The organism is Colwellia sp. RSH04, from assembly GCF_003545765.1.
Taxonomy (GTDB): Bacteria; Pseudomonadota; Gammaproteobacteria; order Enterobacterales; family Alteromonadaceae; genus Colwellia.
The window spans coordinates 53,432-71,806 of sequence record NZ_QXIO01000011.1 but is presented as its reverse complement, the minus strand read 5'-3'; the positions used below and the strand labels follow the sequence as shown (position 1 = coordinate 71,806).

Genomic DNA, 18,375 nt, shown 5'->3' with positions numbered 1-18,375 from the left:
GGTGAGTCAGAAGTCCCTTAATACCCCATATATTAAAGCATTATGGTTAAGTATTGGTTTGCATGCTGTCATGATTGCGGTTTTATTCATTGGTGATTTTTCTTCAACACCTAAACCTTTACCCACACCTAGTGTGCAAGAAATGCAGCCAATTCAAGCGGTGGCGGTTGATAAAGCAAAATTAGATAAAGCTATTGATAAAATTAAAAAGCAAAAAAATGCAGCACTCACGGCGGAAAAAAAGCGCATTGAAAATATTGAGCGACGTGCAGCCGAGGCGAAAAAGCGTAGAGCGAAAGAAGAAGCGAGAATTAAAAAACTTGAGAAACAGCGTAAACAAAAAGAACAAGAAAAAATAAAAGCAGATAACGCAGCTAAAAGTGCTAAAGCCAAGGCAGCAAAAGCTGAAAAACTACGTAAACAAAAAGAACAAGAGAAGAAAAAAGCTGAAGATGCTGCAGCAAAAGCGCGTTCAAAAAGAATAAAAGAAGAAGCCGCAGCTAAAAAAGCGGAGGAGCTGCGCCGCAAGAAAAAAGCAGAGGCTGAAGCAAAGCGTAAAAAAGAGTTAGCCGAGAAAAAACGTAAAGAGGCTGAAGCAAAAGAAAGAGCAAAACAAGAAGCGCTTATTGCAGAACAAATGGCTGCTGAAATGGCGAGTAGAAATAAAGCGCGTCGCCAACAAGTGCTTTCTGAAATAGATCGCTTTGCTGCTTTGATTAAGCAATCAATTAACCGTAATATGATTAAAGATCGAAGTACAATGGCTGGGAAAACATGTAAATTAACGATAAGCCTTGCACCTTCAGGCTTTGTTACTCAGGTTGTTATTGGTCAAGGAGACAGGGTAGTATGTGAAGCTGCTAAAACCGCAATTTATAAAGCGGGTACTTTGCCTGTTTCTAAAGATCCTGAAGTATTTAAAGAAATGCGTAAAATAGCCGTAACTGTTGTGCCAGAGTTTTAGTATAAACATTATATGGTCCGTATAAAATTAAAGAAGAAGATAGAAGAACCCAATGAAATTTAAATTACTTATTACTATTTTTATTAGTTTAGTTACTTTGTTAACGTCAACCCGTGCTATGGCGACGTTAGAGATTGTTATCACTGGTGGAATAGATAGTGCTCGCCCTATTGCCATTTTACCTTTTAAATGGACAGGTAATTCCGAGCTACCAGAACGAATCTCGAAAATAGTAAGTGACGATTTGTTACGCAGTGGTAAGTTTAGCCCTGTTTCATACGATAAATTTCCGCAAGTGCCAACATCGGCACAAAATGTTGATTACAGTGCTTGGGCAAGCGAAGGTATTGAAGCTATTGTTGTTGGTCAAATTAGCGAAGTTGCCATTGACCGTTATCAAGTTAGCTATCAGCTTGTTGACGTTATTAGAGGTCAGGTTACGGGCGGTCAAACGACTATGCTCAGTAATGGTGATTTAGTTGAAGCGCAAGACCATATATTAGCGCAAAGTAGTGCCGACATTAGTAGTGAGCAATTTCGACGTTATGCACATAGTATTAGCAACGTTGTTTACGAAAAATTAACCGGCAGTAAAGGAGCGTTTTTAACTAAAATTGCTTACGTTATTGTTCGTGATCAAGGAAAGTATCCGTACCAGCTAGCTTTTGCTGATTATGATGGTTTTAATGAACATGTATTGTTAAGTTCTAAAGAACCATTAATGTCTCCATCTTGGCACCCAAGTGGAGAAAAGCTTGCTTATGTTTCGTTTGAGAACCGTCAGGCTCAAATACACACCATTGATATTTATACTGGGCAACGTGATTTAATTAGTTCATTTAAAGGGATTAACAGTGCACCACGTTTTTCTCCTGATGGAAAAAAGATGGCAATGGTTTTATCTAAAGATGGTAACCCAGATTTATATGTAATGAACTTAGCGACGAAAAAATTACGTCGTGTAACGAGAAACAGATCGATTGATACCGAGCCAAGTTGGACGCCTGATGGAAATTCATTAGTATTTAGTTCAGAACGGGGTGGTAAACCTCAGCTATATCGCGTAAATTTAGTCGATGGAAAAATTCGACGCTTAACGTTTGATGGTGAAATGAACTTGGGTGGTTCAATTACACCTGACGGTAAACAGTTAATAATGGTGAATAGAACACGTGGGCAATACCGATTAGCCAAACAAGAATTTGATTCAGGCATTTTTCAGGTATTAACAAAAACACGATTAGATGAATCACCAAGTGTTTCGCCAAATGGTGGAATGATTATATACAGTACATTACACAATAACCGTCAAGTGTTAGGTTTAGTGTCTGTAGATGGACGATTTAAAGCTCGGTTACCCGCTCTTGATGGGCAAGTAAAAGCTCCAGCATGGTCACCGTTCTTGTAAACTGAAGATATAACAATATATAGAATACTTATTTAAACTTACTATTTTTTAGAACAAAGGATAAAAAAATGCGCTTAAACAAAACAGTAAAAAGCTTAGCTATCGCTTTACCTCTTTTAGCTTTATCAGCTTGTAGCTCTAACTCAGATACAGAAGAGCAAAGTCAGGTAGACACAAATGCTGAAGTAACTCAAAATGCTGAAGATAGCGTACAAGTTGCAGCGGCTAAGCGTGAAGCTGAAATTCAAGAACAAAAACGTCAGCAGTTAGCTAAGTTACGTTCAGAACATATCGTATATTTCGGTTTTGATGTTTCTAGTGTAAGTAATGAATATGCCGCTATTTTAGATGCACATGCTAAATTCTTAAACGCAAATGCAGACGTTAAAGTATTAGTTGAAGGTCATGCCGATGAGCGTGGTACTCCTGAATACAACATCGCTTTAGGTGAACGTCGTGCAAAAGCTGTTGTAACTTACTTAGAAAACATGGGTGTAGATTCAAATCAATTATCTGTTGTTAGCTACGGTGAAGAAAAACCAATGGTTATGGATCGCACTGAAAGTGCTTTCGCACAAAACCGTCGTGCTGTATTAGTTTACTAAGCGAACACTCACAATTATTCAGGTAGATAAATGAAACTAAATAAAGTTTTATTTGGTATCTTGTTAACGGCTAGTACCTCTTCGGTATTGGCCGTTCCTCAAGCGCCAGTCGTCGATGTTAATTCAAGTAACTATGGTTCTTCAAACTCATTATCTGAGCAACTTGCGGTTTTAGAACGTAAGTTAGACTCAAGAAATAGAGCACAAGTAAAAATTCAACGCCAGTTAGATCAATTGCAAACTGAAATGAATGAATTACGTGGAGTTACTGAGCTACATACTCATCAACTCAGCCAAGTGTTAGATCGTCAACGCGAGTTATATCAAGAGCTTGATAGACGTGTTAGTGAAGCACTAAAAACAAGTGCGTCAGTACCAAGTGTTATTGCAAATGACACTAGTACATCACCTGTCTCGACAGGACAAGGTTATAGCGATAATTTAACTGAAAATGAAGCTTATGACCGAGCATTGAACTTGGTGTTAAAAGATAAACGTTACGAGCAAGCTATACCTGAATTTAGAGCGTTTAATAAGAGTTTTCCACAGTCACCTTATGCTCCCAATGCACATTACTGGTTGGGACAGCTTTTATTCAATAAGGGTGAGTTAGTTGAGGCGGAGCAAGAGTTCTTGGTTGTCGTTGAACAGTTCTCTGAATCAGCAAAACGACCTGATGCTTTACTTAAACTGGCAATGGTTGCGCAAAAGAATAACAACAATGCTAAAGCTAAGCAGCTTTATCAACAATTGTTGAAAGAGTACCCAGATTCAACATCTGCTAAACTGGCTAAGCCACGTTTAGATAGCTTGTAATTGAACTCAAAGAGCAAAATTACATTTCATTTTTGATGATAAATGTAGCGTATTGCTGTGTTTTTAGCCGAACAGCTAATTATATTGAAAAAAACGAAATTTATTGTTGCACTTAAAAATATTATAAGTATCATATGCCCCGCGTTGGACGAGCAGTTCAACGTAGTACAAATGACGGTCGTTAGCTCAGTTGGTAGAGCAGTTGGCTTTTAACCAATTTGTCGAAGGTTCAAATCCTTCACGACCGACCACTTTTATCACCAGTAATCGTGTCATTTGTATTTGTAAATAGTTATCGGTCGTTAGCTCAGTTGGTAGAGCAGTTGGCTTTTAACCAATTTGTCGAAGGTTCAAATCCTTCACGACCGACCACTTTCAATATTGATTGAGTTCGGAAAACTATTTACTTATCTACCATCGGTCGTTAGCTCAGTTGGTAGAGCAGTTGGCTTTTAACCAATTTGTCGAAGGTTCAAATCCTTCACGACCGACCACTTTCTTATTTATTTAAGTAAAGTATTAAAAAGCACAAGCTTTTAATTGCTTTAATAAATGAGGTCATAAATTAACACCTTATGACTAAGCACTTATTTTAAAATCTTCTATGATTATTCGATAAGTTGAAAGACTTTCTTTCAAAGCTATCCTATTCTATATAAAGAATAACTAAAGAACATATCTATCATCGGTCGTTAGCTCAGTTGGTAGAGCAGTTGGCTTTTAACCAATTTGTCGAAGGTTCAAATCCTTCACGACCGACCACTTTTATTCAAAGTGATTCATCAGTGATTCATCAGTGATTCATCAGAGTACAAAGCCAAAGCTTTTAACCATTTTTCATCAGTTAAGTCGAAGGTTCAAATCCTTCACGACCGACCACTTTTATTAAAAGTGATTCATCAGTAACTCATCAGAGTACAAAGCCAAAGCTTTTAACCACTTTTCATCAGTGAAATCGAAGATTTAAATCCTTCACGACCGACCACTTTTATTAAAAGTGATTCATCAGTAACTCATCAGAGTACAAAGCCAAAGCTTTTAACCACTTTTCATCAGTGAAATAGAAGATTTAAATCCTTCACGACCGACCACTTTTATTAAAAGTGATTCATCAGTAACTCATCAGAATACAAAGCCAAAGCTTTTAACCACTTTTCATCAGTTAAGTCGAAGGTTCAAATCCTTCACGACCGACCACTTTTATTAAACGTGATTCATCAGTGATTCATCAGTAACTCATCAGAGTACAAAGCCAAAGCTTTTAACCACTTTTAAATATCAACTCTTCCATTGCTATTACAGTTTCTATTCAGTGTTAATTTTACTCAACCAGTTAACTTAGCTTCAAACTTTTCTTGTGTTCGCAGCTATAGCGCAACACAAAAGCATTAAGGTAATAGCTTAGCGTAAATCTATGGTACACATTTACAGTGCTTTCACATATAATTGCGCGGTTCAAAATGTCCCAGATTAGAGATCAATATGAGTCAAACTAATACAGCTATCGAATTTGATTTTCAATTTCCAGCAAAACCAAAACCCTTATCGCTCGATGAAAAATCGCTTTATAAAGAAAGAATAAAGCAGTTGTTGATAGAGAAGAATGCTGTCTTAGTCGCTCATTACTACACAGATCCTGAAATTCAAGCACTAGCTGAAGAGACGGGAGGCTGTGTTGCCGATTCACTAGAAATGGCTCGCTTTGGTAATAAGCATCCCGCTAAAACATTAATTGTGGCAGGTGTAAAATTCATGGGGGATACTGCAAAAGTATTAACCCCTGAAAAGACCGTTATCATGCCAACCTTAGAGGCAACCTGTTCGTTAGATCTTGGTTGTCCTATTGAAGAATTTTCTGCATTTTGTGATCAACATCCTGATCATACCGTTGTTGTCTATGCGAATACTTCAACGGCTGTAAAAGCTCGTGCCGATTGGATAGTGACTTCATCATGTGCTTTAGAGATTGTTGAACACCTTGAAGAACAAGGTAAAAAAATTATTTGGGGTCCTGATCGCCATCTAGGTAATTATATACAACGTGAAACTGGCGCAGAAATGCTTATGTGGCAAGGCGCATGTATTGTTCATGATGAATTTAAAACTAAAGCATTACGCGATATGAAAACATTGCACCCTGATGCGGCAGTATTGGTTCACCCTGAGTCACCACTTGAAATTGTTGAGTTAGCTGATGCTGTAGGCTCTACTAGCCAATTGATAAAAGCTGCTCAAGATATGCCCAATAAAAAGTTTATTGTGGCTACCGATAGAGGCATTTTTTATAAAATGCAGCAGTTGTGCCCAGAAAAAGAATTCTTTGAAGCGCCCACTGCAGGTGAAGGTGCAACGTGTCGCAGTTGTGCACATTGTCCTTGGATGGCAATGAATGGTTTAAAGGAAATAGAAGACGCTTTACTTGATCCTAAAGGGAGAGAGGTTTTCGTTGACATGAATCTTAGGGAAGGTGCATTAAAATCACTTAATAGAATGTTAGATTTTGCAGCAAATATGAAGAAATAAGAACGCAAACTAAAACGCTTAAACCATTAAACTCGTTTAGTTGGCTGATTACTAACCACTCAAGTTTATAGCAGGGAATTAGCCTTGCGTTATGGGTTAAATTTACCTAACATAGCGCAGCTTATCAGTGCCGATAACACTAAAACTTATCAAAAGTTCTAAAACGGTGAGGTGTCCGAGTGGGCGCTAAGGTTGAGTTGACACGCATGGCGTGTTCATCGACCATCACTAAAGTGCCGATAACACTAAAACTTATCAAAAGTTCTAAAACGGTGAGGTGTCTGAGTGGGCGCTAAGGTTGAGTTGACACGCATGGCGTGTTCATCGACCATCACTAAAGTGTCGATAGCACTAAAATTTATCAATAGTTCTAAAACGGTGAGGTGTCCGAGTGGACGCTAAGGTTGAGTTGACACGCATGGCGTGTTCATAGGCCATCACTAAAGTGTCGATAGCACTATAAATATATCAATAGTTCTAAAACGGTGAGGTGTCCGAGTGGACGCTAAGGTTGAGTTGACACGCATGGCGTGTTCATAGGCCATCACTAAAGTGTCGATAGCACTATAAATATATCAATAGTTCTAAAACGGTGAGGTGTCCGAGTGGCCGAAGGAGCACGCCTGGAAAGTGTGTAAGGCGCAAGCCTTCGAGGGTTCGAATCCCTCCCTCACCGCCATATTCAAATACAAAGGCGTCCCGAAATATTCGGGACGCCTTTTTTATTGCCTGTTTCTAAAGGAAGTAGTGTCTTTTACAAGCCCATACTCCTTAATTATTAATTTGCAAATATATTCAAGAAAAAACAATTTTATCAATAGTGTATGAACCTCTAGAAAGGTTGAAAACAACAATAAGCTTTAAGGCTAAATATGATATGGAATAATGAGAGGTATTTTTCAGAAGTATTGCGTTTAGGTTAAATAAACCATTTTTTATTTACCTTATTTATTCTGGGTTTTAGTATTGATGTTTATCAGTACATACATCTTATTGATATTAAGGTGGCTGTTCCATTGGTTAGTACAACAAAATAATGTATTGTTTTATTAAGTCTATTCTAAGGCAGTATTATGTGTATTTCGAATATTAGAATAGTTCGATACTTTCAAAGAAAATAATTAACTTTTTTAATTGGTTCAATACCACTAATTAAAGATAAACATACACAATTTTTGAAAGGGGATTTTTGATAATGGCTCGCATGTATGTGGTTTATATTTAAATATGGTTTTGTAAAACAAATAAACCGATTACTGTTAGAATTGCAACTAAACCCTTTTCATGCCATGTAGTTACCTTAGCGTAATTGATATTAATTAAAAAATGCTGAGTAGGTTTATTATGTTCAAGTACGAGAAACTTTATTGATGCCATATTTACCACCACCTGAATTTTTATCTGGTCATAAAACCACGATGGAAGATGTAAAGGAAAGAAAATTATTGGAACTTACCAGCCGCAGATTAGATGGTTCAACTTATATCGCTAGTATATATCTACCCCTTGTAATCCTTGAAACTAAGAAAGATAAGAGTTTTTTGAAGAGAATATTTTTAAAAGTATTAGTGAGCTTTAAAATAGCAAAACCGTAACGTTGTAAGCTTTTTAAACACAATTTTATACTTCCCTAATCGAAAAGTTATTAGGTTATAAAGAATCGATAAATACAAGTGTTCTAGTGAAAACTATAGAATTTATCAGTTAATAGCGAGTGCTAATTTAAATAAGTAATGAAAAAGTATTCGAATAATCTATTTTAGAATCAATTAAATAAAATTTTTATTGCAACTCACTGTGTATCTGATAAATTTTGCAATAAAGCTCACGTAATAGCTTTTAGGATACTTTAATTTTATAGCCAAGGATATAGGCAACATCTCTTTTATCAGCCTCAATTATGTAGTCAAAAAAGTACAACCACACGTCTTAAAATTTGATGACGAATGCTGGCGCACAGACACTTTTTATAATCAAAATAGTGAATTTAATTATTTCACCTTATCGAAGTGTGTCAGTAGCGTTATTTTTACTGGTGTAGGAAGTATCGCGTTCATAATTGATATTCTATGGCACTTTCTAATAAAAATAGTGGTAGTGGTAATATCGGCTATAAAGTTTAACGCTTCAAGATTAATAAACAATAAGTAGCAGTACAGTGAATGATTTATCACCTTCAGATTTAAAGAGCATATTGCATTCAAAACGCGCCAATATGTATTACTTAGAATATTGTCGAGTAATGCAAAAAGATGGCCGAGTTTTATATCTAACCGAGGCCAGCAAAGAAAACCAATACTTTAATATCCCTATTGCCAATAGCACAATACTGTTATTAGGCAATGGCACATCAATTACCCAAGCAGCAGTCAGAATGCTAGCCCAAGCAGGTGTGCTTATTGGTTTTTCAGGTGGTGGTGGTACCCCCTTGTATATGGCTAATGATACAGAACAACCTATAGAATGGTTTACTCCACAAAGTGAATATCGTCCAACCGAGTATTTACAAGGGTGGATGAAATTTTGGTTTGATGATGCAAAGCGTTTAACCGCCGCCAAGTACTTTCAACAAGCACGTATTGAATTTTTACACAAAGTTTGGACAAGTGATCGAGAGTTAAAAAGTGAAGGTTTTACAACCGCGGATAGCAGTATTGAAGTCGCACTAGAGCGCTTTAATGACAGAATGCTTACCGCAGCTAAACCCGCTGATTTATTACTTACTGAAGCACAGCTTACCAAAGCACTTTACAAATTTGCCGCAAACACCACCAAAACAGAAAACTTCACACGTCAGCATCGTGCCTTTGATAGAAATAGCACAGACAAAGCAAACGACTTTTTAAACCACGGCAACTACTTAGCCTATGGATTAGCCGCTTGTACTCTTTGGGTATTAGGCATTCCTCATGGCTTTGCCGTAATGCATGGTAAAACTAGACGCGGTGCTTTAGTGTTTGATATTGCAGACCTAATCAAAGATGCCATTGTATTACCGTGGGCATTTATTTGCGCTAAAGAAAATGCCACCGAGCAAGAGTTTCGGCAACAAATACTGCAAGCGTTTACCGACCACAAGGCGCTCGACTTTATGTTTGAGCAAGTTAAAGCTGTGGCGCTGGATACTCATGGAAAAATTCATGAGTAAATACAACAACACTCTGAACAATGGTAAGTATGTATTTCAGCGTAAACCGCGTATTTGCAGACAATGCCATGGTAATTCAATTGCAACTTACCTTTATGGTGAACCTAACGAAAAGGCAGTTCTAATGTTTGAAACAGGCAAATATGCTCCCGCAGGTTGCAGTTTTGAAATGAATGAATACCAACGAGCATGGTGCTGTAATGATTGTGGCTTTGAATTTTACAAAAAGGCAGATGGCCTATGATGGTTACTTTTGTCTCGCAATGCGAAAAAAATGCCCTAAAGAAAACCCGAAGAGTGCTTGATGCCTTTGCCAACCGTATTGGTGACAATACTTGGCAAACACTTATCACGGAAGAAGGCCTACAAACGGTTAAAAAAATGCTGCGCCAAACTGCCAGCAAAAGTACTGCGGTAAGTTGTCATTGGATTAGAACACGCTCTCGCAGCCAGTTTTTATGGGTAGTGGGTAATAAAGCGAAGTTTAATGGTGAAGGTGTGGTGCCAGTAAATAGTACAAGGAAAAATTTGTTAAACAGTGAAATTGAAAATGATTGGAAATACTTACCGTTGATAAAGTCCTTAACGGCAATATCAGCACTGTTGCATGATTGGGGCAAGGCTTCAAAGTTATTTCAAGAAAAACTAACGCCAAACAGCAAAAATAAATTCAAGGGGGATCCTATCAGGCATGAGTGGATCTCTGTCTTGTTACTTAATGCTTTGGTAGGCACTAAATCAGATCAAACATGGTTGAATGAACTTAGCAATGGCGAGTTATCAGAGCAAGCATTATCACAAATAGTTAAACAGAAAAAAGAACGCCCGTTGGCACAACTACCTGACGCCGCAAAGTTAATTGCTTGGTTAATTGTATCCCATCATAGATTACCTAATTTTTCATATAGTCAAAAAGAGACCAGAAAAGCGTGGCTGGGTGTTGAGTCTCAAAGTTTAGACACTTTATTAAATCGTATCAGCCAAGAATGGGGTTATGAAAACACTCAAGACCCACAAGAATATCAAAAACGCGTCAAAAATTGTTTTGAGTTTCCAAACGGCTTATTAAGCGAATCTAATGAATGGCTAAAACAAATAAAACGCTGGGCAAATAGTTTAAAGAGTAATTTACCCTTTCTTGAATCAGCAATAAAAGATGGTAGCTACCGCTTAGTATTACATCATGCCCGTTTATGTTTAATGTTAGGTGATCATTTCTATTCATCACAAGATGCAGCAAAAAACTGGCAAAATAGCACAGGGTTATTTGCCAATACAGACAGAGAAACTAGCGAACTTAAACAAAAATTAGATGAACATTTAGTAGGGGTTGCCAGAAATGCGCTCAATACTGCGCATTTATTACCTGCTTTTGAACAAGAACCGCCTGCAGCAACAGACATTCAAGTATTAAGAGCTAAAAGCCCTGCACAATTTAGCTGGCAAGATAAAGCGGTAACTAAAATTAACGATTGGAAAGCACAACAAGCTAAAGAAACAGTCGGTTTTTTTGCGGTGAATATGGCAAGTACAGGCTGCGGAAAAACATTTGCCAATGCTAAGGTAATGCGCGCGCTATCAAGCGATGGTAATAGCTTACGTTATATTCTAGCCCTTGGTTTACGCACCTTAACTTTGCAAACTGGTGATGAATACCGAAATCTTATTGGTTTATCAAAAGCACAATTAGCAGTGTTAATCGGCTCAAGAGCAGTAGCAGAATTACACCATGGTGAACAAACTAAAAAGCTAGTTGTTGAAAATGAAATAACAGAGGAAGTATTAGGATCTGAATCTAAACAAGCTTTATTAGACGAGTTTATTGATTATGAGTGCGATATTCCCGAAGAGGGTTTAGCAACTGTTTTAACTTGCACTAAAGACAAACAATTTTTATATGCACCTGTACTTGCTTGCACAATAGATCACATCATGGCGGCAACAGAAACCAAACGCGGTGGTCGTTATATTTTGCCAAGTTTACGTTTAATGTCATCTGATCTGGTGATTGATGAAATAGATGATTTTACCGGAGATGATTTAATCGCTATTGGCCGTTTAACCCATTTAGCGGGTATGTTGGGGCGTAAAGTGATGATCTCATCAGCGACAATCCCACCCGATTTAGCCCAAGGGTATTTTAATGCCTATAAAAAAGGCTGGCAGATTTTTAGTAACAACAGAGACAATGCTAAAGCAGAAATAGGTTGTGCTTGGGTAGATGAATTTAGCACACAGGTTCAATCTATCAAAACAACAGACACTGAAAAGGCGCTTGAAAACTATCAAAATAATCATGATAGCTTTATTGAAAAACGAGTAACTAAACTGACAAAGCAAGTGGCCAAACGCAAAGCGGAAATTATTGCCTGCCCACTATTAGCAGAAGTAAAACAAAAGACATCGCAGCAAGACAAACTATTATCTGAACAAACAAAAGTAGAGCAGTATTTTTCTACGGTGCAACAAGCCATTTTAACAAAGCATCAACAACATCATAGTATTGATAACAAAACAGGCATAAAAGTATCTTTTGGCGTGGTGCGTATAGCGAATATTTCACCGTGTATTGAACTAACAAAATATTTGTTACAGGCTGACTTTAATAATAACAGCCAACAAGAAAATACTCAGGCGAGAGTGATGGCATATCACAGCCAGCAAGTACTTTTATTGCGCCACGAACAAGAAAAACATCTTGATGCGGTATTAAAGCGAAAAGAAAAATCAGGGCAAGAACAACAAGCCTTTAGTGACCCCGTAATTAGAAGCCATCTTGATAGTATCCATCAAAAAAGTGGTGTTTCAACTAATTCAGAACAACAACCAACACAGAATATAATTTTCATTTTAGTGGCAACGCCAGTAGAAGAAGTTGGTCGTGATCATGATTTTGATTGGGCCATTATTGAACCCTCGTCTTACCGCTCCATTGTACAGCTAGCAGGGCGCGTTCGACGGCACAGAGTTGATGCGGTAGAGCAGGCAAATATAGGTTTAATGCAATATAACATTAAAGCCTTTAAAGCGAATGATAAACAAGGCGAGCAATACTTTACTCGTCCAGGTTTTGAACATGGTTTTTATAAAAAGCCAGATAGTGAAGATTACAAAAAGGCCATTTTGCCAACGCATAATTTAATGAAGTTGATTAACACTAGGCAGTTAGCGAATAACCTTAATGCAATCCCTCGCATAAAAACTCCTGAATCGTCCGAGGGGCAATATTTAGCGTTGTTAGAGCATCGAGTTATAAATACAGAATTAGCAAACTACACCGCTTATGGGGCAAATGCCTTGCAAGGTTATTTAACCGAAACATGGTATTTAACTGCTTTGCCGCAAGTACTTACACCTTTTAGAAAGAGCGAAGTCAGCGTTAACCTGTTTTTATTTTATAACGCTGATAGTGAGCAATGCTATTTCACCCAAAAAGATGAGGCTGGTAAGGCATTGCTTGATGAATATAATCAGGCGATTAACCGCGAAGGCATACTTAATATTACGCAAGTGCAGTTAACTGAAATAGAAAAAAATAATCTATGGTTTGAACGCAACTACCAAGTTTTATTATCAAATCACCTAGATGATGAGTGGTTAAACAGTAAAAGACGCGTATCACTGCGTTATGGTGAAATCAATTTTGTTGAACGAGATAATGCACAATATGAATATAACGACCAGTTTGGTTTGGTTAAAGTAAATAACAAAGGAGGTTAGATGTTAGATCCAGCAATAAATAGTTTTTTTATCGAACGTAAAGAAACTTGGCTAAAGAAAAATGTTAAAGCATCAATGGATGAGTTACAGGTTAAAGAATTATCACAAGTTTGTGAACAGCAATTTTCGTTAAATGAGTGGTTACCTAACGCGGCAAAACGGGCGGGTCAAATATCAATGGCTACCCATCCTTGTACTTTTAGTCACCCGAGTGCCAGAAAAAATAAAAATGGTTATGTTTCGTCAGTATTGGTTAATGTTGAGCGTATTGAGGATGGCTTTTTGAAAACAGGTAATGTATCTGCAGCCACTGATGCTCTAGGCAATGCAGCCGCATTAGATGTTTATAAGTTTCTCACCTTAATGATGGCTGATGGCAAGAGTTTATTAGAACATATTCAACAAGACACTGACTTAGCAACGGCCTTGTTAACGATAAAATCAGTAAGTTATCAAGAATTGAAGGCAGGCTTTATGGCCATGGCAGAAAGCTCTGCTGAAAATATAACCAGCTCAAAAATAAAACAAGTATATTTTCCCGTAGGTGATAATGATATTGCCAATAGCGAAACTAATAACTATCACCAATTATCATTGTTAACCAATTCAGGCATGGTTTATCAACTACGCTCACGCCTTGATAAGTTACGTTTTTCAGATGAAATAAAAGAGCTGAGGGATAAAAAGCGTAAAAATGAATTTAGTGAGCAAGGTTTTAGTGAAATTTATGGCCTAACTACTATAGGTTATGGAGGCACTAAGCCGCAAAATATTAGCGTACTAAATAATCAAAATGGCGGTAAAGCACATTTGTTATCGTCACTACCTCCGAGTATTGAAAAGCGTGATGTTTATTTTCCCACCAGTGATTTTTTTGTAGAGTCATTTAAAAAATATGATTACGCAGATACATTTAAAGCGTTACATAAGGTATTTGAAGATCACAGGAATAACATAGAGACACGTGATAAACGAGATCGCTACCTGCAAGATATTATAGACTTACTGATTGAAAAAATGTGGTCGGTTCGAGCTATATCACAAGCACAATACCACCAAGAAACATCAAAAATTGCGAGTCATCAACTGACTTGGCTACACAGTGATTATGAAAAGGAGCGAGAAAGTTCAGACCAATGGCTAGATAAGCTGGTCATTGAAATATCTCGTTGGATAAGCCGTAGTTATGAAAAAGTATTAGCGAGAAAAGCCATAACGCTAGGGGAAGAAGAGCGCTTATTGTTTGCGAATATTGTTGAGCACAACAGGGAGTTTTTAAAATGAATAATATAAAACGGCTATTACTAATACCGCACTTAAAAGTACATAACGCCAATGCACTTTCTAGCCCATTTACCATTGGTTTTCCAGCCATGACAGCGTGGTTAGGTGCTGTACACGCCTTACAGCGAAAATTAAATGCTAACGGTTTTGATTCATTAAAATTTATTGGTACAGCAGTAATAAGCCACCAATGTGATTTACAAACCCATAAAGGTGTTGGTGACTTTGTTCACTCAATTGTTGGTACGGGTAACCCATTAGATAAAACGGGAGCAAGAAGTGCCTTTATCGAAGAAGCACGTTGTCACTTAGATATTTCGTTAGTGATTGAATATTCAGGTATTGAAAAAGAAGATGAATTGCTTGTGCAAGAAAAAATAGCGCACCTGCTTAATAGCTGCATGAAAATAGCGGGCGGAGATATTTTAATCTTTAAACCAGCTGAGTTTTTTAAAGTAGAGCAGGGTAATGTCAGCGATCTTAATCAATTAACACGTAAGCTTATGCCGGGTTATGCACTGGTAGAACGACGAGACTTAATGATTGAGGCTATGCAGCAAGGGCAAGATGCTATGGATGCCTTAATTGATTATTTGGCGATTCATCATTCTTGCGATAGCAATGAAGAGAGTAGCAGCGAACAAGATAATAAAGCATCTAGTGATGAAAAGAAGGTGACTTGGTCAAGTAAGCGAAAAGCCCAAGGCTGGTTAGTGCCTATTGCCACGGGGTTTCACGGTTTAACTGAACTGGGAGCAGCAAAAAATCAGCGTGACCCTGATACACCACATCGTTTTGCTGAAAGTGTTGTTACTTTAGGTGAATTTAAAATGCCACATAAAATCAGAGCACTAGATGAAATATTATGGCGTTACCAAGCGCAAGAAAGCAGCAATTTATATCTATGTGTGCAAAATAATACACAACAGCAAACCGAAGACGAGTTGTTAAGCGACTTGTAAAATTAATTATTATCAGTATTCAATTTATATACTTACAAATCAAAATCTTTATATAACAAAACTAAAAATTAAAAGGAAATTATCATGGCTAAAAATCAAGACACCGCATCAGTACTGGCATTTGAAAAAAAATTAGTACCTTCTGATGGTTATATGTATGGCACACAATGGGATGATAGAAGTGTAGTAACGCCACTAGCATTAATTGAAAAATCAGTACGAGGTACTATTTCAAACCGTTTAAAGGCAGCAATAAAAAATGATCCAGTGAAATTAAATGCTGAAGTAGAAAAAGCTAATTTACAAACGGTAGACAGCTGCGCCTTAGCCCCTGAGCAAGACACCTTAAAATTACACTTTACCTTAAAAGTATTGGGTGGGGTGCAACAGCCATCAGCTTGTAACAACGCGTTATTCAAACAAAGTTATGCCAGTGCAGTACGAGACTATGTAGGTAAAGAGGGTTTTAAAGAACTAGGTAAACGTTATGCGTTAAATATTGCTAATGGCCGTTTTTTATGGCGAAACCGTGTTGGTGCTGAAAATATTGAAGTACAAGTTAATGCATTGAATAAAGATGCGAAACAAACATGGACATTTGACGCGACACAATTTAGCACTAAACACTTTAACTGTGATGATGCAGCTGTAATTGAGCTAGGCGATCGCATTGCCAATGCCCTCGCTAGTGAAGATGACTTTTTAATGCTAGAAGTTAATTGTTTTGTTCAGGTAGGCAATGCACAAGAAGTATACCCAAGTGAAGAATTAGTGCTTGATAAAGGTAAAGGTAAAAAAAGTAAAATTCTGTATGCAGTAAAAGACATTGCCGCGATGCATTCGCAAAAGCTAGGTAATGCTTTACGTAGTATAGATACTTGGTACCCCGAGTTTGATGATGCTGAAAAATCAGCAGGGCCAATTGCGATTGAACCATACGGTACAGTTACTAATTTAGGTAAGGCATACCGTACTCCTAAAGATAAACAAGACTTTTATACTTTCTTTGATAAGTGGGCACGAGGGGCAGAACTTGAGCGTATTGAAGATGAACACTATGTAATGGCTATTTTAGTACGTGGTGGTGTCTTTGGTGAAAGTGATAAATAGCTTATTTAAAGGAGTTAAGAGACATGAAGTATTATCTCGATATCACCTTATTACCAGACAGTGAAATCACCTTAGGTTTTATTTGGTTTAAGGTTTATCAACAGGTGCATATTGCGCTTGCTGAAAATAAAGTGGGTGATAACCAGTCTGAAATTGCTTTATCTTTTCCGCAATATTTTGACAAGGATAAAGTATTTCCGTTAGGTAATAAGTTGCGAATATTTTCACCTTCGCAAGCATTATTAGATAAATTATCAATTAATGCTTGGCTAAAGCGCTTTGCAGACCACACACACATTACCTCAATAAAGGCAGTGCCAGAGTCAATAACACAATATGCTTGTTTTAGCCGAAAGCAGTTTGCAACAAATCTTGCTCGTTTAGCAAGGCGTAGAGCGAAACGACATGAGGAAACCTTTGAACAAGCATTACAACATTATGCAAGTTTTGAAGATAAGCAAACTAAACTACCTTACATCAATGCCAAAAGTTTAACCAAAGACGAACAATTTAAGTTTTTCATTGATTGTGAGTTAAGTAAGCAAGTGAAACATGGTGACTTTAATTGTTATGGCTTAAGTAAAAAAAGTGAAAATGAAAAAGATAATCAAGCTACAGTACCTTGGTTTTAATTTACGTTAATTGATTTTGAATAATGTGAAAAACTTAAACCCGCTGAGTGCGGCGGGTTTATTTTTTAGGAAAACTAATGTTTACCCTAAAAAAATAGCTCTTTAAAAATTTAGTTAACTATTAATAAGTTACAAAGCAGCTAAAAATTTAGGTAAAAAAGCCTAAAACCTCTTAGCTACTTGTTGTAACTTATTTTTTTACTGATAAGCTATTGTTCACTGCCGCACAGGCAGCTTAGAAAATTAGTACCGTTTAAACCGTTAATACCATTAAGTTCACTGCCGCACAGGCAGCTTAGAAAAGCTGGCGACTCTTACACGTTAACAGAATTAGGTTCACTGCCGCACAGGCAGCTTAGAAATAATCTTTTAGTTGGTTGTCGCATAACTAATAGTTCACTGCCGCACAGGCAGCTTAGAAATTTACCGCGTCAAGTGCTGATTTATGCCCTAGGTTCACTGCCGCACAGGCAGCTTAGAAATAGTATTTATGCTCGCTATACGTTCTAGCATTGTTCACTGCCGCACAGGCAGCTTAGAAATTCTTTGCGATGTTCTATTTCTTGTGCATCAAGTTCACTGCCGCACAGGCAGCTTAGAAAGCCTAGCAACACAACGCTTGCGACTTTCCACAGTTCACTGCCGCACAGGCAGCTTAGAAAGTGATGCGCTGGTACGGACTGATCGTCATCGTGTTCACTGCCGCACAGGCAGCTTAGAAATTTCTTCTATTTCTTCCCCGCTCAGCCCTTCTGTTCACTGCCGCACAGGCAGCTTAGAAATAGTGGCTAAATGCCGTTTGCTTTCCGTGCCCGTTCACTGCCGCACAGGCAGCTTAGAAATTTTACGTCTTTATTCTCAATCCAGTCGCTTAGTTCACTGCCGCACAGGCAGCTTAGAAAGCTAGTTCCATCCCCTAAAAATTGAACGCCATGTTCACTGCCGCACAGGCAGCTTAGAAATCTAAGCTCAATTTCATTGCTATTGATGGTCTGTTCACTGCCGCACAGGCAGCTTAGAAATGTACCGTATTGTGCTATGCCTAGCTCTTTTAGTTCACTGCCGCACAGGCAGCTTAGAAATGCAAAGCTAATTATTAAAGTAAAAATCAACTGTTCACTGCCGCACAGGCAGCTTAGAAATCTTGAATTTCTTGGTTTTCTGCTTTGTCTAGGTTCACTGCCGCACAGGCAGCTTAGAAAG

General features: G+C 37.7%; 13 protein-coding genes, 5 tRNA genes and 1 CRISPR repeat array (1 of these 19 running past the window's edge). All 18 genes read left to right on the top strand.

What is annotated here, in order from left to right:
- Position 1: 1 nt before the first annotated feature.
- A complete protein-coding gene (tolA, locus tag D1094_RS15665) occupies positions 2 to 964 on the top strand; it encodes a cell envelope integrity protein TolA (protein ID WP_259337983.1) in 963 nt (320 codons plus the stop codon).
- A gap of 52 nt (positions 965 to 1,016) precedes the next feature.
- Positions 1,017 to 2,372: a Tol-Pal system beta propeller repeat protein TolB gene (gene tolB / locus D1094_RS15660; RefSeq protein WP_118961048.1), complete on the top strand. Its 1,356-nt coding sequence runs from the start codon at positions 1,017 to 1,019 to the stop codon at positions 2,370 to 2,372.
- Between the two features lie 68 nt (positions 2,373 to 2,440).
- Positions 2,441 to 2,977, top strand: a complete 537-nt coding sequence (gene pal, locus D1094_RS15655) for a peptidoglycan-associated lipoprotein Pal (RefSeq protein ID WP_118961047.1) — start codon at positions 2,441 to 2,443, stop codon at positions 2,975 to 2,977.
- 30 nt (positions 2,978 to 3,007) lie between these two features.
- Positions 3,008 to 3,793, top strand: a complete 786-nt coding sequence (ybgF, locus tag D1094_RS15650; protein ID WP_118961046.1) for a tol-pal system protein YbgF — start codon at positions 3,008 to 3,010, stop codon at positions 3,791 to 3,793.
- 175 nt (positions 3,794 to 3,968) lie between these two features.
- Positions 3,969 to 4,044 (top strand) — tRNA-Lys (locus D1094_RS15645).
- A 45-nt stretch (positions 4,045 to 4,089) separates the two neighbouring features.
- Positions 4,090 to 4,165, top strand: a tRNA-Lys gene (locus tag D1094_RS15640).
- A gap of 46 nt (positions 4,166 to 4,211) precedes the next feature.
- Positions 4,212 to 4,287: transfer RNA gene (locus D1094_RS15635), tRNA-Lys, on the top strand.
- Between the two features lie 192 nt (positions 4,288 to 4,479).
- Positions 4,480 to 4,555 (top strand) — tRNA-Lys (locus D1094_RS15630).
- 720 nt (positions 4,556 to 5,275) lie between these two features.
- The gene (nadA, locus tag D1094_RS15625) at positions 5,276 to 6,316 is read left to right on the top strand and encodes a quinolinate synthase NadA (protein WP_118961045.1); all 1,041 of its coding nucleotides are present in this window, start codon (positions 5,276 to 5,278) and stop codon (positions 6,314 to 6,316) included.
- A 591-nt stretch (positions 6,317 to 6,907) separates the two neighbouring features.
- Positions 6,908 to 6,995, top strand: a tRNA-Ser gene (locus tag D1094_RS15620).
- Positions 6,996 to 7,686: 691 nt separating this feature from the next.
- Positions 7,687 to 7,911, top strand: coding sequence for a hypothetical protein (locus tag D1094_RS15615; protein WP_118961044.1), 225 nt, complete (start codon positions 7,687 to 7,689; stop codon positions 7,909 to 7,911).
- A 563-nt stretch (positions 7,912 to 8,474) separates the two neighbouring features.
- Positions 8,475 to 9,464: a type I-F CRISPR-associated endonuclease Cas1f gene (gene cas1f / locus D1094_RS15610; protein ID WP_118961043.1), complete on the top strand. Its 990-nt coding sequence runs from the start codon at positions 8,475 to 8,477 to the stop codon at positions 9,462 to 9,464.
- Entirely contained in the window at positions 9,457 to 9,708 is a 252-nt protein-coding gene (locus D1094_RS15605) for a hypothetical protein (RefSeq protein WP_118961042.1), read from the top strand. The genes cas1f and D1094_RS15605 overlap by 8 nt, the downstream gene beginning before the upstream one ends.
- Complete coding sequence (cas3f, locus tag D1094_RS15600) at positions 9,705 to 13,184, top strand: type I-F CRISPR-associated helicase Cas3f (protein ID WP_118961041.1); 3,480 nt, start codon at positions 9,705 to 9,707, stop codon at positions 13,182 to 13,184. Before D1094_RS15605 ends, cas3f begins: the two co-directional genes overlap by 4 nt.
- A complete protein-coding gene (gene csy1, locus D1094_RS15595) occupies positions 13,185 to 14,468 on the top strand; it encodes a type I-F CRISPR-associated protein Csy1 (protein WP_118961040.1) in 1,284 nt (427 codons plus the stop codon).
- Entirely contained in the window at positions 14,465 to 15,430 is a 966-nt protein-coding gene (gene csy2 / locus D1094_RS15590) for a type I-F CRISPR-associated protein Csy2 (protein WP_118961039.1), read from the top strand. Before csy1 ends, csy2 begins: the two co-directional genes overlap by 4 nt.
- Before the next feature lie 84 nt (positions 15,431 to 15,514).
- On the top strand, positions 15,515 to 16,540 hold the full coding sequence (gene csy3 / locus D1094_RS15585; protein ID WP_118961038.1) for a type I-F CRISPR-associated protein Csy3: 1,026 nt from the start codon (positions 15,515 to 15,517) through the stop codon (positions 16,538 to 16,540).
- Between the two features lie 23 nt (positions 16,541 to 16,563).
- Positions 16,564 to 17,172 (top strand): type I-F CRISPR-associated endoribonuclease Cas6/Csy4, encoded by a 609-nt coding sequence (gene cas6f / locus D1094_RS15580; RefSeq protein ID WP_118961037.1) that lies wholly within the window; start codon positions 16,564 to 16,566, stop codon positions 17,170 to 17,172.
- A gap of 214 nt (positions 17,173 to 17,386) precedes the next feature.
- Positions 17,387 to 18,375: direct repeats of the CRISPR family, unit length 28 nt; unit sequence GTTCACTGCCGCACAGGCAGCTTAGAAA (it continues 659 nt past the right edge of the window).